22 protein-coding genes are annotated in these 21,420 nt (G+C 62.6%); 5 read left to right on the forward strand and 17 right to left on the reverse strand.

Features of this window, described 5'->3' with window-relative positions; genetic code table 11:
* Window positions 1-56: 56 nt before the first annotated feature.
* The 10 genes from HGO38_RS06525 to HGO38_RS06570 form a co-directional block, all read right to left on the reverse strand.
* Window positions 57-1,748: an ABC transporter ATP-binding protein gene (locus HGO38_RS06525; protein WP_250955112.1), complete on the reverse strand. Its 1,692-nt coding sequence runs from the start codon at window positions 1,746-1,748 to the stop codon at window positions 57-59.
* Between the two features lie 103 nt (window positions 1,749-1,851).
* Window positions 1,852-2,694, reverse strand: a complete 843-nt coding sequence (locus HGO38_RS06530; protein WP_234625098.1) for an AraC family transcriptional regulator — start codon at window positions 2,692-2,694, stop codon at window positions 1,852-1,854.
* Window positions 2,695-2,717: 23 nt separating this feature from the next.
* Window positions 2,718-3,098, reverse strand: coding sequence for a hypothetical protein (locus HGO38_RS06535; RefSeq protein ID WP_234625099.1), 381 nt, complete (start codon window positions 3,096-3,098; stop codon window positions 2,718-2,720).
* A gap of 236 nt (window positions 3,099-3,334) precedes the next feature.
* Window positions 3,335-5,398: a relaxase/mobilization nuclease domain-containing protein gene (locus tag HGO38_RS31110; protein WP_352230462.1), complete on the reverse strand. Its 2,064-nt coding sequence runs from the start codon at window positions 5,396-5,398 to the stop codon at window positions 3,335-3,337.
* A 313-nt stretch (window positions 5,399-5,711) separates the two neighbouring features.
* Window positions 5,712-6,635 carry a lytic transglycosylase domain-containing protein gene (locus tag HGO38_RS06545; protein WP_234625100.1) on the reverse strand — a complete coding sequence of 308 codons (924 nt, stop codon included), beginning with the start codon at window positions 6,633-6,635 and terminating at the stop codon, window positions 5,712-5,714.
* Window positions 6,636-6,639: 4 nt separating this feature from the next.
* Window positions 6,640-6,975: a DUF736 domain-containing protein gene (locus HGO38_RS06550; protein ID WP_234625101.1), complete on the reverse strand. Its 336-nt coding sequence runs from the start codon at window positions 6,973-6,975 to the stop codon at window positions 6,640-6,642.
* A gap of 37 nt (window positions 6,976-7,012) precedes the next feature.
* Entirely contained in the window at window positions 7,013-7,558 is a 546-nt protein-coding gene (locus HGO38_RS06555; RefSeq protein WP_234625102.1) for a S26 family signal peptidase, read from the reverse strand.
* Window positions 7,555-8,073 carry a DUF2840 domain-containing protein gene (locus HGO38_RS06560; protein WP_234625103.1) on the reverse strand — a complete coding sequence of 173 codons (519 nt, stop codon included), beginning with the start codon at window positions 8,071-8,073 and terminating at the stop codon, window positions 7,555-7,557. The genes HGO38_RS06555 and HGO38_RS06560 overlap by 4 nt, the downstream gene beginning before the upstream one ends.
* Window positions 8,070-9,203 carry a replication initiator protein A gene (locus tag HGO38_RS06565; protein WP_234625104.1) on the reverse strand — a complete coding sequence of 378 codons (1,134 nt, stop codon included), beginning with the start codon at window positions 9,201-9,203 and terminating at the stop codon, window positions 8,070-8,072. The genes HGO38_RS06560 and HGO38_RS06565 overlap by 4 nt, the downstream gene beginning before the upstream one ends.
* Window positions 9,204-9,476, reverse strand: coding sequence for a helix-turn-helix transcriptional regulator (locus tag HGO38_RS06570; protein WP_234625105.1), 273 nt, complete (start codon window positions 9,474-9,476; stop codon window positions 9,204-9,206).
* Window positions 9,477-9,943: 467 nt separating this feature from the next.
* On the opposite strand from HGO38_RS06570, the gene HGO38_RS06575 reads away from it, so the two are divergent.
* Entirely contained in the window at window positions 9,944-10,249 is a 306-nt protein-coding gene (locus tag HGO38_RS06575; RefSeq protein WP_234625106.1) for a DNA -binding domain-containing protein, read from the forward strand.
* 22 nt (window positions 10,250-10,271) lie between these two features.
* Here HGO38_RS06575 and HGO38_RS06580 read toward each other — a convergent pair whose 3' ends face one another.
* The 3 genes from HGO38_RS06580 to HGO38_RS06590 form a co-directional block, all read right to left on the reverse strand.
* A complete protein-coding gene (locus tag HGO38_RS06580) occupies window positions 10,272-10,793 on the reverse strand; it encodes a DUF2285 domain-containing protein (protein ID WP_234625126.1) in 522 nt (173 codons plus the stop codon).
* Window positions 10,794-10,851: 58 nt separating this feature from the next.
* Window positions 10,852-11,055 (reverse strand): transcriptional regulator domain-containing protein, encoded by a 204-nt coding sequence (locus HGO38_RS06585; RefSeq protein WP_234625107.1) that lies wholly within the window; start codon window positions 11,053-11,055, stop codon window positions 10,852-10,854.
* A 315-nt stretch (window positions 11,056-11,370) separates the two neighbouring features.
* On the reverse strand, window positions 11,371-12,213 hold the full coding sequence (locus HGO38_RS06590; RefSeq protein WP_234625108.1) for a DUF932 domain-containing protein: 843 nt from the start codon (window positions 12,211-12,213) through the stop codon (window positions 11,371-11,373).
* 274 nt (window positions 12,214-12,487) lie between these two features.
* Here HGO38_RS06590 and HGO38_RS06595 point away from each other — a divergent pair, with 274 nt between their 5' ends.
* Window positions 12,488-13,138 (forward strand): abortive infection system antitoxin AbiGi family protein, encoded by a 651-nt coding sequence (locus tag HGO38_RS06595; protein WP_250955113.1) that lies wholly within the window; start codon window positions 12,488-12,490, stop codon window positions 13,136-13,138.
* A gap of 69 nt (window positions 13,139-13,207) precedes the next feature.
* On the opposite strand, the gene HGO38_RS06600 is transcribed toward HGO38_RS06595, so the two are convergent.
* The gene (locus HGO38_RS06600; protein ID WP_020011524.1) at window positions 13,208-13,525 is read right to left on the reverse strand and encodes a DUF736 domain-containing protein; all 318 of its coding nucleotides are present in this window, start codon (window positions 13,523-13,525) and stop codon (window positions 13,208-13,210) included.
* A 699-nt stretch (window positions 13,526-14,224) separates the two neighbouring features.
* Between HGO38_RS06600 and HGO38_RS06605 the strand changes: the two genes are divergently transcribed.
* Complete coding sequence (locus HGO38_RS06605) at window positions 14,225-14,905, forward strand: hypothetical protein (RefSeq protein ID WP_234625110.1); 681 nt, start codon at window positions 14,225-14,227, stop codon at window positions 14,903-14,905.
* 13 nt (window positions 14,906-14,918) lie between these two features.
* Here HGO38_RS06605 and HGO38_RS06610 read toward each other — a convergent pair whose 3' ends face one another.
* Both HGO38_RS06610 and HGO38_RS06615 read right to left on the reverse strand, forming a co-directional pair.
* On the reverse strand, window positions 14,919-15,347 hold the full coding sequence (locus tag HGO38_RS06610) for a hypothetical protein (protein WP_234625111.1): 429 nt from the start codon (window positions 15,345-15,347) through the stop codon (window positions 14,919-14,921).
* A gap of 210 nt (window positions 15,348-15,557) precedes the next feature.
* Window positions 15,558-17,624 (reverse strand): ParB/RepB/Spo0J family partition protein, encoded by a 2,067-nt coding sequence (locus HGO38_RS06615; protein ID WP_234625112.1) that lies wholly within the window; start codon window positions 17,622-17,624, stop codon window positions 15,558-15,560.
* A 370-nt stretch (window positions 17,625-17,994) separates the two neighbouring features.
* On the opposite strand from HGO38_RS06615, the gene HGO38_RS06620 reads away from it, so the two are divergent.
* The gene (locus tag HGO38_RS06620; RefSeq protein WP_234625113.1) at window positions 17,995-18,222 is read left to right on the forward strand and encodes a hypothetical protein; all 228 of its coding nucleotides are present in this window, start codon (window positions 17,995-17,997) and stop codon (window positions 18,220-18,222) included.
* Complete coding sequence (locus HGO38_RS06625) at window positions 18,222-20,720, forward strand: ATP-binding protein (protein ID WP_234625114.1); 2,499 nt, start codon at window positions 18,222-18,224, stop codon at window positions 20,718-20,720. Before HGO38_RS06620 ends, HGO38_RS06625 begins: the two co-directional genes overlap by 1 nt.
* Before the next feature lie 85 nt (window positions 20,721-20,805).
* Here HGO38_RS06625 and HGO38_RS06630 read toward each other — a convergent pair whose 3' ends face one another.
* Window positions 20,806-21,372 carry a gamma-glutamylcyclotransferase gene (locus tag HGO38_RS06630; RefSeq protein ID WP_234625127.1) on the reverse strand — a complete coding sequence of 189 codons (567 nt, stop codon included), beginning with the start codon at window positions 21,370-21,372 and terminating at the stop codon, window positions 20,806-20,808.
* Window positions 21,373-21,420 lie beyond the last annotated feature (48 nt).

Here is a 21,420-nt window from a genome sequence, read left to right on the forward strand (position 1 = left end):
GCGGACATAGCGGCGGAAGACAGGGGCGTCAGCACCCAGCAGTTGGGTCAGTGTGTTCAGCATGTCGGAGCGGCCTCTTTCTGGTTGGCGTCGTGACCACTCAAAGCCCAGAGCTGGGCATAGCGGCCACTTCGGGCTAGCAACTCAGCGTGGTCGCCCTGTTCGCGGATTGCGCCGTTTTCGATAACAATGATGCGGTCCGCGTGCATGACGGTGTCGAGACGGTGAGCGATGACCAGCAATGTGCGTCCTTTGGCGAAGCTCGAAAGCGTCTCCTGGATCGCGACCTCGTTCTCCGCATCGGCCGCGGCTGTCGCCTCATCGAGCACAAGGATCGGCGGATTGAGCAGGACCGCTCGCGCGATGCTGATGCGCTGCTGTTCACCGCCGGAAAGCTGCGCATCCTCGCCGATGACGGAAGCGTATCCGCGCGGCAGGCTGACGATGCGCTCGTGGACGTTGGCAGCGCGGGCCGCTTCCTCGATCTCCTGCTGGGTGGCCGAGGACCGACCGAGAGCGATGTTGTCGCGCACGCTGGCGTGGATCAGGCGGACTTCCTGTAGGACGAAGCCAATCTTGCGATAAAGCTCCGGCGTGGGGATGTGCCTCAAATCGGCGCCGCCGAGCGTGATGCGGCCTTCGGTCGGGTCGAAGAAGCGAAGCAGCAGGCGGGCGAGCGTCGACTTACCTGCGCCTGACGAGCCGACGATGGCCGTTACCGTGCCAGGCTTCAGTATGAAGCTGACATCGGACAGAACGGGATTCTGCTCGTCATAGGCATAAGAGACGTTTTCGACGCGGATCTCGGTCTGTTCGGGGGCTTTCAGGGAGCCTGCCGCCGGCTGATCGAGCACCGGCGTATCCAGAAGAGCCTGCACCCGCACCGCAGCACCCGTTGCGTTGCGCAGTCCATGGGTGATGTAGCCGATCATCACCAGCGAGGCCGATATCCCCGGCGCCACAAGGGCAAACGGCAGAATGTCGACGGGCGCGATCCAACCCAGCGCCACGAACGCGGTACCCGCCGCCAGCACGACGCCCAGCACCGTCGTCGGCGCGATGACGGCATTGGCCATTGCGACCGAGCGAAGCAACGGGCGCGTCATGCCAAGGAATGCTTCGGTGAAGGCATCGACCGCCTGCCGATAGCCGGCATGCGCCTTGCCGCTCGTCCCGAACGCCTTGACCACGGGAATGCCGTTGATGAACTCGACGACGGCGTTGTTGATGCGGGCCTGGCCGGTGACGAACTGATTCATGCGGTCTTCACCGCTCTTCATGGAGGCGCCGAAGATCACGAAAAACAGCGGGAACGGCAGGATGGAGATGATGGCCATCCGCCAGTCCATGAAGAACATATAGATGACCGACGCCACCATGGCGCCGATTGCGCGGCCCATCGTGGTGTAGAAATGGGCCGTCAGGTCATGCAGCGTGCCGACATCGTCCTGCATGGCCTGTTTGACCTCGCCCGAGGCGCGGCCGGTAAACCACCCGAGCGGCACCTGTGACAGTCGCCGTGTGGCCGCGACCCGCAAATGGTGGGTGACATGATTGTCGGCGAGGTGCGCGAGCAGTTCCGCGCACGAAACCAGAGCGAGCCCGGCAAACAGGCTGAGCAGACTGAACAGGACGGTCTGCCAGACTTCTGCCTGCGCTTGTCCAAGCGCTGCGATGGCTGACAGATCAGTATCGCTGAGGGCGATCTTGGCGATATGCGCGATGCCGGCCAGGGGGGCCAGAGTCATTGCGGTTCCGAGCCCCGCCATGACGGCCGCCACGGTCAACCGGCCGCGGATCGGTTGCAGAACCTGCCCGATGGGACTTTGCTTTTTTCCAGGCGGTGCCGCCTCACTGATACTCATAGAAACCTCCGGAAGGAATGTTCAAGGGTGCGCGGATATTGGCCGTGCGCTCGGCCAGGAAACGGCGTGGCGGCGCACCCACTTCCTTGCGGAACATGGTGACGAAGGCTCCGGGACTGTCATATCCGAGTTCGTCCGCAACCGACTGGATCGTCTGGCCCTGAGCCAGCAGCGGCAAGGCGGTGATGATGTGCATGTGGCGCCGCCATTTGCTGACGGAGAGGCCTGTCTCCGATACGAACAGCCGCGCCATGTTGCGTTCGCTCATGCCGACCCGGCCGGCCCATTGATCGAGAGTGGTATGGTCGGAAGGAGTTGCGAGCATCGCATCGGCGAGCTTCCTCAAACGCGGGTCGCTCGGCATCGGCAGGTGGAGCCATTCCGGCGGTGCGGCCGCCAGTTCGTCGAGCAGCACCCCCATCAACCGCGCCTGCGGGCCAAAAGAATCGTACTCCGAAGGCAAAGCCGCAGTTCGCTCGAGCAGCGCCCGCAGGAATGGCGATACAGCCATCGTGCTGCAGGTGTCCGGCAATGCGCCGGCGATCCGTGGTTCGATAAAGACGGCAAACCCCTTGGGGTCACCGGAATTACGGGCGCGGTGCACCATCCCACCGGGAATCCAGACCGCGCTCTGGGGCGGCACGACCCAGACGCATTCTTCGGTTTCGACCGTGATGAGGCCGGTATCGGCGAAGATGAGCTGGGCTTTGCGATGGCTGTGGATTGGATGCTCCCAGCTATCGGTCGCCATGCCCAATCCGATCACGATGATCGGGCTGTCGATCCTGTCCACATAGGCTGCGTCGAATACTTCTCCGCCGACGAGCATCAAGAGGTCTCCTGCGTTGATGCTCAGGATGCCAAAAGCGCCGCAGCCTTCTCCTGGGCCTCTTCCGGCGTGGCGACGATGAACATGGGATAGCCCCAGAATTTCTCGGATATGAGCGCAAATGCCTTGGCGGCTACGCGCTTCACGGTGTCCGGCTGAACATGGATATGCCCTTTGACGAGTCGGCGGATCTCGCCCTTGTTGGCTTTCATCCAGAGCGACACCTTCTTGCGGTCTTCGACGTTGTCGCCGCTGGTGTCGAATGCGCCTTCGCTCATGAAAAGGAAGGCTTCGTTCCGCGCCAGAAGATCTGAGAACTGCCGCAGTAGTTCTTCCACTGGCGCAACGCTCGGAGCGTCGTTGTTCATGCGAACGAAAGGAAAGTCAGACGAATCTACGTTCATAGCGCAGCTCCTGAGCTGCGCAGCGGCAGGCTCAAATTTTGAAGTTGAGTTGTGCTATCATATTAACTTGGGCCGTTTCCGCATTGCAGAGTTCAGACAAAAAACTTCGCAATTCAGCCAAATCAGCAGACGCGAGCGAGGCCGTGGCGCAAGAATTCCTGGCGAGATACCGGATGTAATCGCAGTGTCGGTGGACCTCGCAACTGCAAAGGAAAGCGGTTCGCTTGTGAACCTTCTCACAGGCCGATTCCTCTTTGCCGGCCGAACTGCCACGAAACCGATCCGCCCTGCACGACACCCGCAACGTCTCGGCCAAGATGACGGTCAATGACGGGCCGCCATGGAACAAGGGTGAACTCGTGGCTTTGCTCGACGATGGCGAACTTGCCGCTCGATAACTGCACGGTCCCGGTGAACTTGCCGGCGACGGTCTCGCCGTCCGTGGCGGCGCGGAACGGCAGTGCCTTGGTCGCGGCGATCTCGCTGCCGACACGAGCCACCTCGCGCTCGCGCAGTGTGGCGAGGAGATTGCGCCTATAGGCGATGCGGCCGTTCTGCTGAAGCGCGGCGTCACCCAGACCGATATGATGCTCGCGGCGACGATCCATCGCCTCGCGGACCTGCTGCCCGAAGCCGGACGGAGCGAGATCCGATGCCTCGGCCGAGATAAGCCGCCGGTCGAGCCAGGTGGCGCCGTCCGAGCCGATCTGCTGTTCCAACCGGGCGGCGGAGAGGATACGGATATTGGCCTGCCGGTTGCGGCCGGCGTCATAGGCGGCGGTACGGCTCTCGAAGTCTTCGGGGATGCGCCACTGGTCGGCCTCGATCCGCTCTACGATCCCGGCGCGGCGCAGCGCCTCCAGCCGGCGGACATGCGCATCGACATAGCCTTCGTAATCGCCGCCCGGAACGCGGCCCTCGAACTTCGCCTGTTCGAGATGGCGGCTCGGGCGATAGACGCCGCCCTCGGCGATGGCCGCGATGGTTCGGTCGGATGGACGGCTCGCGGTCTCGGCGGGGCCAACCTCGATGATGCTGCCGATCCGGGCGTCCGCGACGCGGGCGGCGTCGATGCCGGCGACATGGTGCGTCCGGCCGTCGATCCCATCCACCACGACGGTCAGGTTTTCGCCCAGCTCGTCGGTGAGAAATTTGTCGATGACGCGGCCGACGATGGGCGTCTCGGGTGCAGCGCCGTGAATATGGAAGGTCATGGGGTCGCGCTCCATGCCGTCCGCCTTCAGCGCCTTGTGCATATTGCGGATGATGTCGCCACGTTCGCCCAGATCGCGCAGAGCCGGTTCCATGCGCTCGCTCAATTCCCAGACGCCCGGAGCATGTTCGGTGGCGAGGCCCATCTTCTCCAGCTTGGCGAGACGGCGCAGGCGCAGCGTGCGATTGAACTGGCGTTTCGGATCGGCCGGCTCATGGCGCAGGTCGAGGAAGCGTTCATCGGCTTCCTCGGTCATGGCCCGGTCGATGCGGGTGAAACGGTCCTGGTCAATCTCGGCCGACAGCTTGCGGCTCTGCTCGATCTCGGTGACGGGACCAAGTTCGAGCGTGGTCAATTCGCCGGCGCGCTCCCTGATCCCGTTGGCGAGATAGTCGCCATTGATGACAAGGTTCTCGCCCAGTTCGTCCTTGCCCCGGACGATGACATGCACATGAGGATGTCCGGTGTTGTAGTGGTTGACCGCGACCCAATCGAGCTTCGTGCCGAGATCGGTTTCGACCTGGCTCATGAGGTCGCGGGTGTAAGCCGTCAGGTCGGACAGGTCCGCGCCATCCTCGGGCGAGACGATGAAGCGGAACTGATGGCGATCGTCCGCGCCGCGCTCGACGAAGGCCGAACCATTGGCGCGATCCTCGGTGGCGGAATAGAGCTGGCCGCTCTCACCGTCGCGTGAGGTGCCGTCGCGCTGGATGTAGCGCAGATGCGCGGCCGACTTCCCGTTCATGCCCGCGCCCTGGACATAGCGGGTTTTGACGATGATGCGGCGCATTCCGGGCGCGCTGTGCTTCCAGCCACCAGAGAGTGTGCGGGCGCGCACGAAGGCCGCGCCGCGCCCGCGCTTGAGGCCCGGACCTTTGGCCGCGCCGGAAGCTCTGCCGCTCTTCGCGCCGGGGGATGAGTTAGCGCGCTGCGCCGGCCGCGCCGACGATCTGGCCGGAGCGTTGCTATGCTGGCGCGCGATCTTCTTCGCCTGCGTGAGAAAGCTCTTGGCCTTACCCGCCTTCGGCGTATCGGCGCGGATGCGGCCGGGTCTCGGCCGGAAGCGGAATTCGTCGTCGGCGCTCATGGATGCGCCTCCGGCCCAACCAGCCGAAAAACGCCTGAATTCGGGCTAGAGTGCCGGTCGAAACTCTGCAAAGCCAAGGCTTTGCGCGGACACGCGGCACGTGGGGTCCAAAACCATGGTGCCGCTCGCGGCTCCCCCAAACAGTGTGCAGACAAGGGCTTGCCCTGAAACCAGACCGACATGGTGCCGGTTTCCTTTATCTTGCCCTCCGCCTTTTCTGCCCTTTCCGCCCTTCCTACCGAGAACGCAGCCAGGCGCGACCCTGCCTGACTGCACACCGGAATGAACACGAGCGAGCGCGGGAATGCCGTCATCATGGTGCTCCTCCGTCGCCTGCGCGCGCTACGAACATGCTGCCGTCTCGCGGCTCCGTATTGCGGCGCTCACGCACCGGAACGGCGGCGCGACCGTCGCCTGATGTGCCGATAGTCTGCACGGGATCGGCGACCCGCCTGTCGCTCGGGCGCATGACGAAGAGCGGTGCATCGCGCCAATCTGGTGGCGGTGCGGCCTGCTGCTCCGGCGTCTCGGATGCGACCGCGCCGCCAAGCGTCGGTGTAAGCGCAGCGACATAGGCGCGGGTTTCGGCGGGCAGCACGCGGCCCGTCAAACGATACTCGTCGTAGCGGCCGGGACCGGCATTGTAGGCGGCGAGCATCGCCGCGATAGTGCCGTAGCGGTCCCACATTTCACGCAGATAGGCCGTGCCGGCATGGATGTTGTCGCGCGGATCGTAGGGGTTGCGGCCGAGCCGATAGCGGACGCGCAGGCCCGCCCAGGTATCGGGCATAACCTGCATCAACCCCATCGCGCCCGCCGACGAGATCGCGCGCACGTCGCCCGCGCTCTCGGCGCGCAGGACGGCGCGAATCCAGCGCTCGGGGATGCCGAAACGCTGCGACGCCTCCGCGATATGCCCTGCGTGAGCATCGACGGCGACCGTCTGCATGATAGGTGCGGATTGCGCGAGCGTCACGGCCGGTCCCGTGCCGAGCGCAAGCACGCCAGCGAGCAGGAAAACGGCATAACGCCATGCCGACCTTTCTCCGCCACGACGCCAACCTGCCAGCGTGCTCGCTACGGTTAAGGGTACGCGCGAGGCGCCGGCCGATGGCCGCCCTTGACCTTCGCTGCGCGCGCCGGCCGTCCTGTGGTCGAGCGGGACGAAGGGATGAGACGGCCTTTCCGCGAACAATGGGATGAAGACTTTGAGCGCGATGATGACACGGGACCGCATGGCCTTAATCCCGCTCTTCGCGCGGTTTCGGGCGGCTCCAGTGCAGCGACCACGACGCTCCCGCATCGTCGTCGCGGAACAGGTTGGCGCGGATCGGCTGCGGCAGGGCCGGATCGTCGAGCAGCACGGAAAGATATTCGCCGGCCTTCTCGCCGGTGCGCTTCCACGCCGCGCCAATCTCCGGGCCGTCGTCGGCTCCGTGGTGGACGCGATAGTCCGGCGCGTTCTCCGCATCCGAATGTTCGGTGGGAGCGATGGTGATCTCGCGGTAAAGCGTGAGCGTGTGAACGCGCCCGGTGAAGCCGGATTCCTCGCGCGTGAATTGACCGATCTGTGGCATGGGTAATCTCCTTCGCTGGTGGTTGTGGTGGGGATGGTCAGTGCGTCGGTGCGCGCCAGACGAAGCGGCTGTCGCCTTCCTCGTCGGTCCAGAGCGGCAGCGCCCGGCCGATGACGGAGCTTGCGGGGATGGGGCCGAAGTAACGGCCGTCGAGGCTATCGCGGACGTCCCAATTCATGAGGAAAAGCTGACCGTCGGCGATGACGCGGCAGCCTTGCCAGACGGGCAGATCGCGGCCGATCCGGTCGCGGTCGAGCGCGTCGCCCATCTCCACGCCGTCGACGGTGACGGTGCGGCCGCTGCGGCAAACCCGCTGGCCCGGCAAGCCGATGACGCGCTTCAGCAGCGGCACGCCGCGACCGACATAGCCGCGCGCAACCATGAAGCCGGCGAGCGGTTCGGGTGGCATAACGGCGACGAGTTCCGGCACTTCGATCCGGTCGGCCGGCTCGATGGTGTAGAAGCCGACCGGCGCGCTCGCCGTGGCGTTCCAGATGAGTTTCGTCGGTGTCTCGACGGCGCTGGTGGCGGCAATGCCGACGATGGCGAGCAACGTCACCGCGAGAATGCGGCGGCGGCTCATGGGTCGATCCTTCGGCGACCGATCCATGCCGCATGACGCTCGGGCGTGTAGGGGCTCGGCTCCAGACCGGCAGTCAGCCGGTTATGGACGTGCCGCCAGTGATCGGGCGAAGCGTCGGCCGGATCGAGGCCAAGCGCCTCCACCGCGTCGATCGCACCAAGGGCGCGCTGGACCTTCGACCAACCGTCGAGGCGGAGCAGAATTTCGCCGCCAGGACGGACGAAGGGCAGCGTCTGGAACGGCTCGCCGCGACCGATGGCGCGCACGATGTCGATGCGCGAAATGATCGTGCCATGCTCGCCTGCGGCCCAGCGGACAAAGGCGAAGATATTTTCCGGCGCAAAGCCGACGATGCTGCGGCGACGGTCGAGAATCTGTTCGTAGCTCTTGCGACCGAAGCGTATCCAATGCTCGATCTTCTGTTTCTGGAAGGTCAGCTCGACCAGGGTGGTGAACGGCGCTGGTCCGTCCGGCAGTGGACGGCCATGCGCGCGGCGGGAGGCTTTGCCGCTCATGGTCGATCTCCCTGATTGTCAGAGAGGTCGCGGGCGAGCATGTCGCGCAGCACGTCGGCGACGGATCGGGCGGCACCGGCACCACGCCTCGCGTGCGCGCGCATCAAAGAAGAAGAGTTAGTTTCTCTGTTAGATTCTAAGTTAGCGGTCGGATTCCGCGTCGTAGACCAAAGGCTTAACTGCGGTTCGTGCGCCTGATGTGCCGATAGAGCTGCGCCCGATGTGCCGATACCCCGTGCGCCTGATGTGCCGATGGTATTCACAGGCGTTTCCACAGGCACTGTGGACAGGTTTTCGGGGCGGATGCGCACCAACTCGCGGCCGTCTTTTCGCTCGATCTGGAGGTGATAGCCGGGGAGCGGTTGGCGGGCCGCGATGCGGCGCAGGTCGAGCGCGAAGTCGGAAACGCGAGCGAGGCTGCCGGACTTCACATGGAGATGGGCGACCTCGAACAGCCAGCCGGTGTGCTGGTGGCCGGCGTGCTTTCGGGCGACACGGTATAGCCAGCGTTCTATGCCGCCCGTCAGCCGGAAATAGGCCGGGTCAATGGTGAGAACCAGCGAGCGGTCAACAACGCTGTTGTAGAACCATTCGGGCAGGACGAATTCCATGCCTTCGACGCGGCCGGCGCGCGTCGTCATCTCTTCCCATTCGTTGATCCATGAGAACTGCCGACGCCGCCAATGCGGGCCGTTGCGAATCGTCGTGGCGATGACGGTGGATTGCAGACGGGCGAGCGCGGCTTTCAACAACACATATTGGCGGTTGCCCGTCGGTCGTCCGATGGCGCGCAGCAAATGATAGGGTGTGAAGCGGAAGAAGCGCGACGTGTTGAGGCCGTTGTTCTCGGCGGCCACGATTTGCGAGGCCGCCCATATCAGCACGTCCGCGTCCCATATGGTCGCCATGCCGTGCTCGGGCATGGCGAGCACCTGCACTTCGACATCGGCTGCTTTGTAGAGAATCGGCTTGGTGCGCGGCGTCTTCGCCAGCGAGAAGAAAGGCCGCTCCATCAAATCGCGCTGGTCGCGCGGCGCGGCGTCTCCGGTTGCGACCACGAAGGGGTCGAGGCGGCTGCGCTCGCTGGCGTCGCCGAGCTGCGCGGGTCTGTGATCGTCGTCGCGCAGCATTCAGCACTTACCCCGCTCTTCAGGGGTCAGCGGACGCGCGGGAAAGACCGTGCCGGCGTTGGGATCGTGGGTGGATTTGCGGGTGCCGATCTCGGACCAGGTTTCCAGATCGCGGATGGTGTAGAGGACGCGGCCGCCGATCTTGCGATAGGTCGGGCCGGTGCCGTAGGTCCGGTGCTTCTCAAGGGTGCGGATGGAAATGCCGAGGAAGCGGGCTGCTTCCTGTGTGCGCAACAGGCGCGGCGGCATCTCCGCGTTGGGGCGGATGGCCATGGGATCACCTCCGGGTTGGTCAGGGTTGCCGCTGTCGGTGGTGACAGCGGGCTATGGCGAACCATGGCGAGGGATCGGCGGCGGATAGCGTGCCGCATTTGCGCTCATGCGCAGGCGGCACCCCGGAGAAGCTACAGTGAAGCAAATAAGTTGAGGTAATTCAGCGGTCATTGCCAGCCGCGAGGATTCGGCGAAGACATTCCCACGCGGTTCGGCTATGGCTGAAATCGGAGCAGACGCGCTGCTCCGGGGCGTCGAAACCCCTGATTAGCGGTTGTTGCCGGCCGATACGGCAACACACTTCTTGACCTATGGTCGGGGAGCCTGTGGCGTATACAACAGGCTTTCCGAGCTAAAGGCCATGGGGCCGTCTAGTCACGGTTTCGAACTCCCCGATCACCAAGAGTCAGAGAGGATGTTTGCGGGGGCGCACCGCAGACGAAACCCTCTCGGGAATGGGAGTGCCAATGCGGGTTGCAGTCGAACTCAATCCTGATGTGGCCGACGAAGCACCGAGCGGAAACATCATCACGCCCTATGATGAACAGCACTACGTCACCTATCTGCGCCTGCTGGACGCGAGCCGGGACGGCGCGGACTGGAAAGAGGTTGCCCGCATCGTCCTACACCGCGATCCTGTCGCAGAAGAAGCGTGTAGCCGCCGCTGCTGGGAAAGCCATCTCGCCCGCGCGCAATGGCTTTCCCATTCAGGCTACCGGCGCATTCTGGAGCAGGCTGCCGCTAGCGTTATGCTGGGTAGCGGACACGAGTGATCTCCGTTTGGATCGGTGGGCCTCATCTGGGCGGCGACTTGATCGGATAGTGCAGCAGCAGCCGATAGCCGCCGCGCATCATCTTGATGCCGTGAGCGACAAGACGGCGGGCCTTGTTCTTGCGTGGATCGACCTCGAAATCCTCCTTTGTGCCGTGAAAGCCGAGTAGGACTTCGGCGATGGCACGGTAGCTCTCACCGCGAAGGCGAGCGTCGAGAGCGCGCAGGGATAGGGTGTGCCATTGCCGGAGCTGGGCGGGCAATGCGCGAAAATCGGGACCCGGCGGACGGCCGTTGAGTGCGCGCCAGAATCGACGAGCGGCATGGGCGCGCAGTTCGAGAAAGGAATCCATCGGCAAGGATGCTGCGTAGAAAGCCGCCGCATCGGGAACGGCTTGCGGCAACCAGAATTGATGGGCGGTGCCATCGACCTGCCAGATGCCATGCCAGCCGTCTGTAGCGCGGCGCAGGTCGAGGCCGTCGAGATGCGCCAGCGTGATGATTGGTTCCGTCTCGCCGTCGCGATGCCACACTGGAGAGAGCAATATCGCCTGTGGCTGAAGGCTCGGATTCCAGAACAGTGATTGCCGATCAGACGGTGTTTCAGGATCGGTCGGAAAATCGTAGCCCCCAGCGTTGCACGAAGGCTTCAAGCAATTCGGGATCTTGCTCGCTCGTGGCGGTCATTGCCTGAAACTCGCGGCGATAATCGTCGTCGCGGCGAAGATATTCCCAAGCGAAACCGGCAGCGGGGATGCTCTTGGCAAATTTGTATGCCGCCGGTGAACGCCAGTCGATGCTCAGCATGGCGTTACCTCTCTATCCGGGCTCATGCAAAGCAATGCCCGGATAGAGAGCTTCAAATATGGCTGAAAGTAACTGTAGTCGTGCTGTTAAGATAACTGAAGCACCTAACGCGATCACCGTCTTGGTTATTTTATTCTTAAGAGTGCTTGTGTGATTCTGCGAGCCGGGCGCAACCCGGCGAGCGCGGCCATGTTTTCGAGCGTGACCGCGCGCCGCCGATCCGCACGGCCGGATCGGCGCGGTTTTTTTGGGGGGTGCTGAAAGTCTGTGGTGAAGGACAGGGCCGCGAAGTCGGCGGCCCTGTCGCCCTCGCGATCAATATCCTTTCAATCGCTGCATTCCTTCTGCCAGCGTCCAGAGCGCCCGATTCAGCGTCACGTTCTGGTCGATACCGTTGATGGCGCGGGTCTGGCTGCGGCGTATGCGACCTTCGGCGTTGCGCTTCTGGCCGCGCAGCCCGCCCTTGGTCAAATGCTCCTGAATCACGTTGAACGTGCTCCAAAGGCTCCCGCCCATATCCTCGCGGCGGCGCGGCTCGATGATCTGTTCGGGGCGCAGCGGACTTCCATCCTCGCCATAGCGGGCGACAAGGCTTGCCTCAGCCAGAACACGGCGCTCATCCTCGGAAATGCGGATTTCCTTCATGGTTTCGCTGGCGTCGATCAAGCGCGGGAAGTCTTCCGCGACCGTATAAACTCCCTCGATAATGTCATGCTGGATATTGCCCTTGTGCGGCACGCGGATTTCCTCGAACCGCTCGCCCGCAATCATGCTGTTAGTGCACACGAAACGCAGCATCCCGGCGAACATCTGATAGGCGCTGGTCCCGTCATGGCTGTTCACGATGATGACTTCGGCGGCCTGCGGCTTGCCGATGCCGTCATCCCGGCGCAGACGCAGCATATGCTTGGCGTGGCCGTGGCGGCTGTCGTCACGCGGAACGGATTGCACGGCGAAGAATGGAAACCACCCCTCCCGGCGTAACCCCTCCACGATATCGATGGTCGGGACATAGACGTAACGCTCGGAACGGCTGTCATGGGCCTCGCGGGCGAAGATAGAAGGGACGTGACGGTAAAGGGCTTCATTGTCGAGGGCTTCACGCCCGCTGATCTGATGCGAGTTGCGACCGAACCGGGTGGCGAGCTGGTGATACATGGTCTTGATCCTCATGGGCTTGGGTTGGAGCGCAGCGCTGCGCTGCAACCCTGGCCGTCGCCGAGACCGGGGTAGAAAGGTGCAAGGGCGGCCGGGCCGGAGGGGGATCACCCGGCCTGCACGGAACGGAGGAACGATGTGGAGGAAGGCTGGGGAGACCGGCCCGGTCGAGCGTCAGCGGTCCCTTGCGCCGCGCGAGGGCAGCGCCCTTAGTGTTTCAATAGATTAATCGTGCCGCTTGCGGCGCTCACTGAGTCGTTCGGAGAAAATTGTGGTGCAGAAGCTGATTGGACCGACCCATCCAAACTGGGAAGATATGTCCCCGTTTGTTGTTCATTTTACAAAGAAGTCGGCGGCGAGCAGCGAATACGATAATTCGATCTCCATTCTTGCGAGTCGCCGTCTCGAAGCGCGTAACCGCTTCGGCATCGGCAAGAATCACACAGAATCATCACCATGTGTTTGTTTCAGCGAAGTGCCGCTGCATCAGCTCAAACGTCTGGCCGACAAGCGCGGCTCATACGGAATCGTCTTCCGAAAAGAGTTCATCGTCGCGCGCAACGGAGGTCCGATCCTTTATGCCTATCAGGATACGCCGCACGCCTTGGCCTTACGCTCACTTATCGATGGCGCAGCGGGGAACCCAGACGATCCGATCTGGCGTGTGGCACCTTTCGTCGACCTACCCGGACAGTATGGAAGTTCGTCATACTTCTTCGAATGGGAGCGTGAATGGCGTCACACCGGCGATCTCCATTTCAAGGAAACCGATCCGGCCTTTTTGATTATCCCCGAAGATCTACACGAGGCCGCCAAAGATTTTTTCGATGACGCCGAACGCGAGCAACTCGGACCAAATTACAAATGTCCTTTTATCGACCCCTATTGGAGTCTGGATAAGATCAAAAGTCTTTTGAAGCCGTAGGCTCACGCGGTGGCGGCCATGAGCATAGAGAAGCCCCGCTCGCGGCGGGACTTCTTGGGAGGCTGGCTTTCAGTCGCCGTTGCGGCGGGACCAGATGAGGTTGTGGCCGCTGCCGTCTTCTGCTTCGACCAGGCTGGCGTAGATCGGGGCCGGGAAGCTCGGATCGTCCAGCTTGACGGAGAGGTATTCGCGCTGCGTCTCGCGGGCGGTCTTCTTCCAGGCCGCGCCGAACTCGGTCGCACCGGCGAAGATGCGGAAGTCGGGGCCGCGCTCGCTTTCGCCCTCGGAGGGGACGAACTTGGCCTTGACGTTGAGGGTCAGGGTCTTGACCGCGCCGGTGAAGCCCGCGCCGTTTTCGTTCTTGGTGAAGGTGCCGATGGTCGCCATTGCCGTATTCCTTTCCTGTCGGGCCGCACCATTGCGACCTCGATGGGGGGGCGTTTGACCGGGGGCTCTCGGCCCTGCACCCGTGAGGGCTGGAACGAAGTGGAAGGCGGCCGGAGACGGCTTTTTTGCTTCGCGATGCAAAGCCGAAGGCGGCGGAAAAAAGTTGGCGATGGACGTTGCGGAGACGAGCGAGGCGAAGCCGTCCTCCGGCTAGACCCATGCCAATCGAGATCGCGGATGGAGCGCCCGTTTCAGGAAATCGGGGAAATACGGCAATGGCGGCTATCCCTGCGCCTCGCCGCTCGAGAACGGAAACGGCGTGGGCCTCGCAGGCCGACGCACTACCGCCCTGATCCTCGCCGTCATGGCTCGGCAACTGTCCCCGGTGAGCGTGACGAACGTTCGGTCCTACTTTCCCATCGTTGCGTTGACCTCGAACGATGCTGCCGAACGTCCGCGCGCATGATGCCACGCCAATAGCTCCGGCCTGTCGGATGATCCGCGTTTCCCGGCCTTGCTATGTCGCCTGACAGGCCACGGGCGGCGCGGCCACAACCTCATCTGGTCCCGCCGCAACGGCGACTGAAAGCCAGCCTTCTGGAAGCCTCGCCATATTGGGGCGTCGGCGAAAGGACCGCTGCCGCCCCAAGCGTAGAATCGATCCAAATTCCGAGGATTTACGGCGAGTATGGAGCTATCTTGAAGCAAAATGCTGAAAGCAAGGATGGTGACGTGGAAGAGGATGACGAGAAAGAATACGTCGCATTCCCCGAGGAGGCGATCAAATACCTGCCTGCCGAGTGGCAGGAGCACATCTACGCCCTCAAAGAAGATGGCCAAACTGTTCTCGCGAGCGTAGATGAGAGCTTAAATAACTTGAACCGCTTAGTTCATGCGTTTCCCACGATGGCAAGTCTCCGCTACATTCAGCACCGATTGGCTTCCACTAACTTTGAAGCGACGATGGAGTGGACGCTAGAGAACGATATGCTGACCTTGGCATTCGTCACGACATACTGCCGCCTCGTCGACGGCGGCTTGGGGAGCGGTGTTTCTCGAAAAGCGTTACCAGCAAAGCTTCGCCCGGTGCATGACAACATAGTTGAACTTCGCAATAAGCGATATGCGCACAATGTTGGTCACGATACGATCAGCGGAAATTTGGTCATTGGCTTCGAAGGAGGCAAGTTCGATCTAAGTGTCAGCTTCAACATGGGGTTTCATGTCGGAGGTGCGCTTGAGTGGGAACCGCTGGTTATCTTTCTCGATGAGCTGATGATAAGCCGACTACAAAAACAACTGGAAAAGCTGAAGGAAAAAACCGGTCGCGAATGGTCCTTTCCGAGCGGCCCGGCACCTAAGTGGGTATCATCTGATTAGCGGGGGGACTGCGCTATCGTGTTCTGGTCAGGTGGAGCGTGGCGGCTGGAATCGCTAGCCGCATCACGGCCGACACGCCAACGAAACCGCCACTAATGATGCAGAAGATTTGCCGCCAGATTTCGGACGGTACGGATTCTTTGGTGACGCCGTGGACGAGTGCATATCCCGCAACGGCGGCGGGCGTGGCGAAGACCAGCGCCACAATCAGGCGCAAGGTAGGTGAGCGCAGCGTGTCGAACAGCAGCGCCAGGACGCCGAAGGCCGCACCGCCTGCCACCAGCCCCACGAGGCCCGCGCCGATGAAGCCGGAGCCGGTCTGATAGGCGAAGTGCGCGGCGGTCAGGCCGAGCATGAAAGGCAGCGCATAGACTGCGAGCGTATAGGCCAGGACGCAAAGCATTGCGATCAGAGCAACGCTCATGAACATTACGGCGACCATGATTCTTCTCCTTCACGCCTGGCGCGGGTTGCCGATCAATCGCTCCTTCCTTCGAGGATGGTGCAGTATTGGCGATCCGTGCCTGTCCTGTCGACCATGAACAGGATGTGTCATTGCGATGGTCGAGGTGAGCCGGCCGCGCGGGCAACCGCGCGGCCGCGATTTTTTCAGTGAGAAGCCGGGACCGCTTGCGCGGTCCCGGCTCGGCGATCATTCCGCTGCGACGACGAAATGGTCATCGCTCTGTGCTTCCGGTGCCATCACATCGGCGTCGGTGGCGAACGCCTCGGGCCGCTCGGTGCGCAGCACAGGCGGGAGCCAGCCGGTCCCGGCCAGAAGCTGCTCGGCGGTTTCTGCCATCGCCGGCTTCTTCATGTCCGCGATCCGCTCCGCCGCCTCGTCGCCAAGGGCCTCGCGCACGGCGGCGAGGATATGCGCCTTGGTGACGCGACCGAGATAAGCCCGCACGGTCGGTGTCCAGTGCGCCGTCATGTCGAGCGTCACCGCCGTCGCCAGCTTGTCCGCCGTCTCATGAGCGCGGCGCTTGCTGGTTTCCCACGGCAGCTTCACCGCATTGACGGTGAGCGAGGCGCAATGCGCGAGCAAGGCCATCAGACTCGCATAGTCCAGACCGGCGACAAACCCCCAGAGGTCGGCCACATCGCACGGCATGTCCGCCGCCCATCCGGCATGGCGATCCGCCAGCATCTTCGCCGCCGCCGTGTCCTCGATGCCGTCCGCGTGGGCCGCGAGGTAGTTGCTGGTCGGACGGATTTCGAGGCAATGGGCCTCGCCTCCGCCCTTATAGAAGGTCTGCGCGGCTAGCGTGTGGATGACCGCGATCAGCGCCATATCCGGCTGCTCGCCAAGGGCGAGACGCAAGCCAAGGGTGCGATGTGCGGTCAGGTCGCGGATAAGCGAATCCGGCAGCGGCTTGCCGTCATCCCCGGCATCTTCTTCTTCCGGCTCACTTGCGGGAACGTGGTCGCCTTCGCCGTCCTGCTCGTCGCCGTCGATGATCTCACCATCACCATTGACGCGCACCCCGTCGATGACAGTTTCGCCATCCTCGACGGCTTCCGGCTCCGGTGCCTCGTCCTCGGCCCGGATGAAGCCGCGCTCGATACGAGCTTGCCCGTCATGGGCCACGACGACGAACACACCGCCGCGCGCGATCTCGTCGGGATCGTAGGCGTGGCGCAGCGCGTTGATACGCTCGATCTCGGCTTCAAGCTCCGCGAACCGGGCGTCCACTTCGGACGGGAGGTCAATATCGGCGTCCTCCCATTCCGCCGTCAGGCGCTCAAGCTCGTCCTGCGCGGCGTCGTAGGAAGCGGCGTCCGCTTCCGAAAGCTCCACCGAATGCGGGTAGACGCGGTGCATCCCATGGGCATGGGGGAAGTCGAGATAGGCGGCAGTCCACTTCCACCCCTCGGCCTCCTGCACCTCAGCGGCGACCCACTCCAGCTTCTCGATGGCGAGCCGGTCCAGCAAGGCGGGGTCTTCAAAGAAGCCGCCGCGATCCTCGGTGAACAGGTCGCGGATGATGTTGCCGCCCGCCTCGGCATAGGCTTGCGCGCCGACGAAAACCGCGCGCCGATCCGTCGCCGCCACGTTCATCTTGGTCAGGTCACGCCGGATGATGGACGGATCGCGGTTATAGGACAGGTTTTGATAGACATGTTCCTGCCGCGCGTGATCGTCGGTGATGGCGAAGGCCATCAACTGATCCAAGGTTAGTTCGCCGTCGCGGTAAGCCTGCAACAGCTTGGGGCTGACAGCGCCAAGACGCATCCGCTGCTTCACCACATGTGGGGACACGCCGAAGCGGGCCGCGATTTCTTCCGCGCCCCATCCGTGGTTTTCCGAAAGCTCGCGGAAGCGCTCGTATTCATCAGCGGGGTGTAGGTTCTCGCGGGTGACATTCTCGTCAAGGCTGATCTCCGCCGCGTCGTTCGCCGTGTCGATGACGCAGCGGATGGGTTCGGTCTTCTTGATCTCCTTGCGCTTCACTCGGAGCATCTGCGCCAGCCTGCGGCCTTCGCCGATGGTGACGAGATAGCCGCCGGTCGGTTCGCCCGCCGCATCAAGCTCCGGCTCCACCACCAAATTTTGCAAGATGCCCTTGGCGGCGATGCTCGCTGCCTTCGCCTCGATAGACGCCTCGCTGTGCGGGGTCTTGCGGGCATTCTTCGGGTGCTTCTTGAGCTTGTTAAGCGGGATGAAAACCGTCGCGCCATTTTCGACGGTCGGGATGCTGTTTGCGGTCGTGGTCATGGTCGTTCTCCTATGGGCTTGGGTTGGAGCGCAGCGCTGCGCTGCAACCCTGCCCGTCGGCGAGACCGGGGTAGCAGAGGGCAAGAGCGGCCGGGCGGAGGGGGATCACCCGACCTGCACAAGCGGATTTCCGTAGTTCTGGGATTACTGAAAGCCGTATCCGCGCGGAAGGTCGGGGATACCGCCCGGCCGCTCTTGCCCGCCGCGAGGGCGGAGCCCTTAGCCCTGAGAGGCGGTGCGAGCCCTTGGGATCACTGAGAAAAGTCGCAACACCGTCGAGATATGGAGCCTCGCCGCTCTTCTACTTCAATTGAGCAAATTGCAGCGGTTGTATATTGTGGCTGTGGGAGATCGCTTGGGGGGAATCAGTATGTCGGGCAGTTTTGACTTTTCACTCGATGAGGACTGGTCGACGAACATCGGTAGGCTGAAGGCTCACCTTGAGACAATTGATGCCGAGTGCGCCAAAATCCTCTTCGATAACCTCGCCATCCTGGAAACCGGCGACAACAACGCGCGGCGAGATTTCAATCAGAAGGTCCTTGAAGCCTTGGAGGCCGCCGCGCAGGCGGAGATAGCCTCTCAAGGAGGCGAGTGATGCCCCGTTACTACCTGACCAAGCTCGGCGTCGAAGGGTTTCGAGGCATCAAGAACGAGGGAGATCCGCTCACCCTTCGCTTCAAGCCAGACGCGGTCAATTCCATCTATGCCCAGAACGGCATCGGCAAGACCTCGCTGTTCGAGGCCATCAGCTACGCCATCTTTGACAAGCTGCCCAAACTCGACGGGCTCCAGCGGAGTGAGCGGCCAGAGACATACTATGTGAACCGCTTCCATACGGGCGGAGTCGGCTCCATCTCCTTGGAGTTCACACCTGACGACGGCACCGCACCAATCGAAATCGTCGTCCAGCGCACGGCCGCAGGCCAGCGCACCGTGACAAGCCCGACAGGACATACCGACCCCGAAGCGTTCCTCGCCGCGTTGGCCGAAGATTTCACGGTCGTCGACTACGCTAAGTTCGCCCGCTTTATCGACGATTCGCCCCTTGATCGGGGGCGCACCTTCTCCTCCTTGATCGGACTGACCCGCTTCGCGCACCTCCGCCAGCGGTTCGACCAGGCGAGCAACACTCGGGCTTTCAACACCGATTTCCAGATGGCCGCGTTGAAGGCGAAGCTTGAGGCCGCCGAGAAGCTCGTGCGGGACCATCGGGCCGCGGCGTTGTCGGCTTATGAGGCTGTGACGGGAACGGCAATCCAGGACCTGTCGGCGGAAGCGCAGCGGGTCGTGGAAGTCACGGCCGCACTGGCCGCCATTCCGACGCTCGCGCCTGTCTTCGCCGGAAAAGACATCCTGACGGTGGATATGGAAGCCGCTCGCGCCGCCATCGTCGCGGCGGAGGGTGGCCCGGCGAAGGCCGAATATCAGAAGGTGCTGCGCAATATCGAGGAGCTTTCCAAGAGCGCGTCCACGCCGGAAGCGGCGGCCGATATCGGGGCGCTGCTCGACCTGGCACGCCGCCATGACGCGGCGGTAGCACTCGCCGGCAGCAAGAGCCGGCAGGACCTTTTCGGGGCCGCCAAGGGCGTGGTCGAGGAAGCGGACTATAGCGATCCTCACCAATGCCCCGTCTGCGACACGCATATCGAAGAGCCCATTGCCACGCGGATGGAGCGCCTGCTTGAGCGCTACCGTGAAGCAGACCAACTCGGCGAAGAATTCAAGCAGGCCGTGACTGCCAGCATCTGGCTGGATTGGCTCAACAAGCTGGAAAGCTGTGCCGCCCTCACCGTCCCGGACAACAAGAAGCACCGGGCGAGCATCCGACAGTTGGCGATCGAAAGCCGCCTGACCGAGGGTCGCCTACGGGAAGCGGTCGATAACGCGCAGCAGCTTGAAGAAGAGCGAAAGTCCGTCCTGGAGGCAGTGCAAAAGCGGGAACAGGAGCTTCAGGCCGAATTGCCGCCGTCGCTAGTTGCGCTGACCCAGCAACTCGAAGCCGGAAGCCGCTTTCGTGAAGCCATCCTCGGGCATCAAACAGCGGCAAAGGAAGCAAGCGCCTGGCGGACGCACAAGAAATGGCGAGAGCGGTGGCAAACCTTCATCGGCACCGCCGCCAGGACCGTGGGCGAGGCGGAGAGCCGGTTGGCGACCCAGCGCATCAACGCGATCGAGGCGAGCTATCAGAACCTGTTTCGGGGTCTAGTGCGGGGCGGCGTGGATATGCGGCCCAAACTGGAGCGGTCGGCGGACAGCGAAGACGTGGATCTGAAGCTGGAGAACTTCTACGGCGAGGCCGGCATCTCGGCACGGGCCGTCCTGTCGGAGAGCTACCGGAACGCCATCGCCGGCTCGATCTTCTTCGCGGCGGCGGTCAAGCAGAGCGGTCCCGCCCGCTTCATGGTGCTCGACGACATCACCTCTAGCTTCGACGGCGGCCACCAGTTCGCCTTGATGGAGGCCTTGCGCACCAAGCTGCAGGCTTCAGCGGCAGCCGACGGCCTGCAATTCATCGTGCTCAGCCATGACACGCTGCTGGAGAAGTATTTCGACAAGACGGCGAGCGAGCAGGTGGGTTGGCACCACCAGCGCCTGCAAGGCGCAGCCCCAACGGGGAACGTGTACGCCAGCCAGCTCGATGCGAACCGGCTCAAGAATCTCGCGACGACACATCTTCAGGCCGGGCAGGTGGACATCGGCCAGCCGTTCGTACGGCAGTACCTGGAGTTCAAGCTGTCGCAGATCATCTCTAAGCTGAAAATTCCGGTGCCGCCCGACTATGCGATCCGGAGCGACAACAAGACTGTCGGGAATGCCCTCGACGCCATCTCATCGGCCATCGACCTTTTCGACGGCGCCGGCAGAATCGTACTGAGCGCGCAACAGAAGACAGATTTCCGCAACCAGCATGTCCCTGCGATTATCGCGAACTACGTCAGTCACTATGAGACAGGCGGCGGCACACCGATCAATGCCCACGTACTGCTTGGTGTCCTCCAATCGGTAGACGATCTCGCCGAATGCTTCCGTTACGATGACATCTCCAAGACGCCGCCCGAGCGGAAATGGTATCGGAATCTAGGACAACAGTAGCCAGAATGCCGGTCCTTTCGGGCTGAAAATAGTTCGGCCGCCGCACCCGACGAGGACAATATCAATCGCGTATGAACGAACGACTTCAGGATTTCTGCATCTGCAATACTGCCGCCCACAAGGTTTCAACAGCCTCGTCGCGGAAACCCATGCGATCGACGGCATCCTTCGTGTTACGAAGATAGTCCAAAGCGCTTCCGTCCCTGCCGCGTGCCCGTAGTACCATGGCAGCTACTTCCTCGACGTTCGTGGCTTGAATGAGATTCTTTCCCTCGTAGAAAAAGCAGCACCCCTGAACTGCTTGGCCTGCATCCAATGTGAGCTTTACCTGCCGTCGCCAAAAGCTTTGCCCCTCTCGCTTCGAGAGATAGGCAATGACGGCATCTTCCCTTGATGTCTCAAACTCAAATGCGATGCCGCGGCATACAGCACCTTCACGCGGAACGACGCGCAAGGTGGGAGCAGGATCGTCCTTAGAACCCCAGTTGAGCGTCGACGCCTTGCTGAAGGAGCGTTCATAACCAGTAAGCGCGGCTCTTTCGCGACGGAGGCATGCGAATTCCTTTTCCCATCCGTCCTCCATCAGTGAGCCATATCCGAAAATCCACATAGATTTGCTTTCTAAGGCGAAGATTCCTGTGCCAACCGTCATCACCACGGTTGACCTCTCCACCCGTCACCAGCCGTCGATGGCTAGGCG

Origin of the sequence: Rhizobium sp. CG5, from assembly GCF_023701945.1 — a bacterium.
GTDB lineage: Bacteria > Pseudomonadota > Alphaproteobacteria > Rhizobiales > Rhizobiaceae > Allorhizobium.

Bases quoted from the DNA above. Each gene is read 5' to 3' on its own strand.
- HGO38_RS06525 (WP_250955112.1), bottom strand. From the start codon at position 1,748: ATGACTCTGGCCCCCCTGGCCGGCATCGCGCATATCGCCAAGATCGCC.
- HGO38_RS06530 (WP_234625098.1), bottom strand. From the start codon at position 2,694: ATGCTCGTCGGCGGAGAAGTATTCGACGCAGCCTATGTGGACAGGATC.
- HGO38_RS06535 (WP_234625099.1), bottom strand. From the start codon at position 3,098: ATGAACGTAGATTCGTCTGACTTTCCTTTCGTTCGCATGAACAACGAC.
- HGO38_RS31110 (WP_352230462.1), bottom strand. From the start codon at position 5,398: ATGAGCGCCGACGACGAATTCCGCTTCCGGCCGAGACCCGGCCGCATC.
- HGO38_RS06545 (WP_234625100.1), bottom strand. From the start codon at position 6,635: ATGCGGTCCCGTGTCATCATCGCGCTCAAAGTCTTCATCCCATTGTTC.
- HGO38_RS06550 (WP_234625101.1), bottom strand. From the start codon at position 6,975: ATGCCACAGATCGGTCAATTCACGCGCGAGGAATCCGGCTTCACCGGG.
- HGO38_RS06555 (WP_234625102.1), bottom strand. From the start codon at position 7,558: ATGAGCCGCCGCCGCATTCTCGCGGTGACGTTGCTCGCCATCGTCGGC.
- HGO38_RS06560 (WP_234625103.1), bottom strand. From the start codon at position 8,073: ATGAGCGGCAAAGCCTCCCGCCGCGCGCATGGCCGTCCACTGCCGGAC.
- HGO38_RS06565 (WP_234625104.1), bottom strand. From the start codon at position 9,203: ATGCTGCGCGACGACGATCACAGACCCGCGCAGCTCGGCGACGCCAGC.
- HGO38_RS06570 (WP_234625105.1), bottom strand. From the start codon at position 9,476: ATGGCCATCCGCCCCAACGCGGAGATGCCGCCGCGCCTGTTGCGCACA.
- HGO38_RS06575 (WP_234625106.1), top strand. From the start codon at position 9,944: ATGCGGGTTGCAGTCGAACTCAATCCTGATGTGGCCGACGAAGCACCG.
- HGO38_RS06585 (WP_234625107.1), bottom strand. From the start codon at position 11,055: ATGCTGAGCATCGACTGGCGTTCACCGGCGGCATACAAATTTGCCAAG.
- HGO38_RS06590 (WP_234625108.1), bottom strand. From the start codon at position 12,213: ATGTATCACCAGCTCGCCACCCGGTTCGGTCGCAACTCGCATCAGATC.
- HGO38_RS06600 (WP_020011524.1), bottom strand. From the start codon at position 13,525: ATGGCGACCATCGGCACCTTCACCAAGAACGAAAACGGCGCGGGCTTC.
- HGO38_RS06610 (WP_234625111.1), bottom strand. From the start codon at position 15,347: ATGGTCGCCGTAATGTTCATGAGCGTTGCTCTGATCGCAATGCTTTGC.
- HGO38_RS06615 (WP_234625112.1), bottom strand. From the start codon at position 17,624: ATGACCACGACCGCAAACAGCATCCCGACCGTCGAAAATGGCGCGACG.
- HGO38_RS06620 (WP_234625113.1), top strand. From the start codon at position 17,995: ATGTCGGGCAGTTTTGACTTTTCACTCGATGAGGACTGGTCGACGAAC.
- HGO38_RS06625 (WP_234625114.1), top strand. From the start codon at position 18,222: ATGCCCCGTTACTACCTGACCAAGCTCGGCGTCGAAGGGTTTCGAGGC.
- HGO38_RS06630 (WP_234625127.1), bottom strand. From the start codon at position 21,372: ATGACGGTTGGCACAGGAATCTTCGCCTTAGAAAGCAAATCTATGTGG.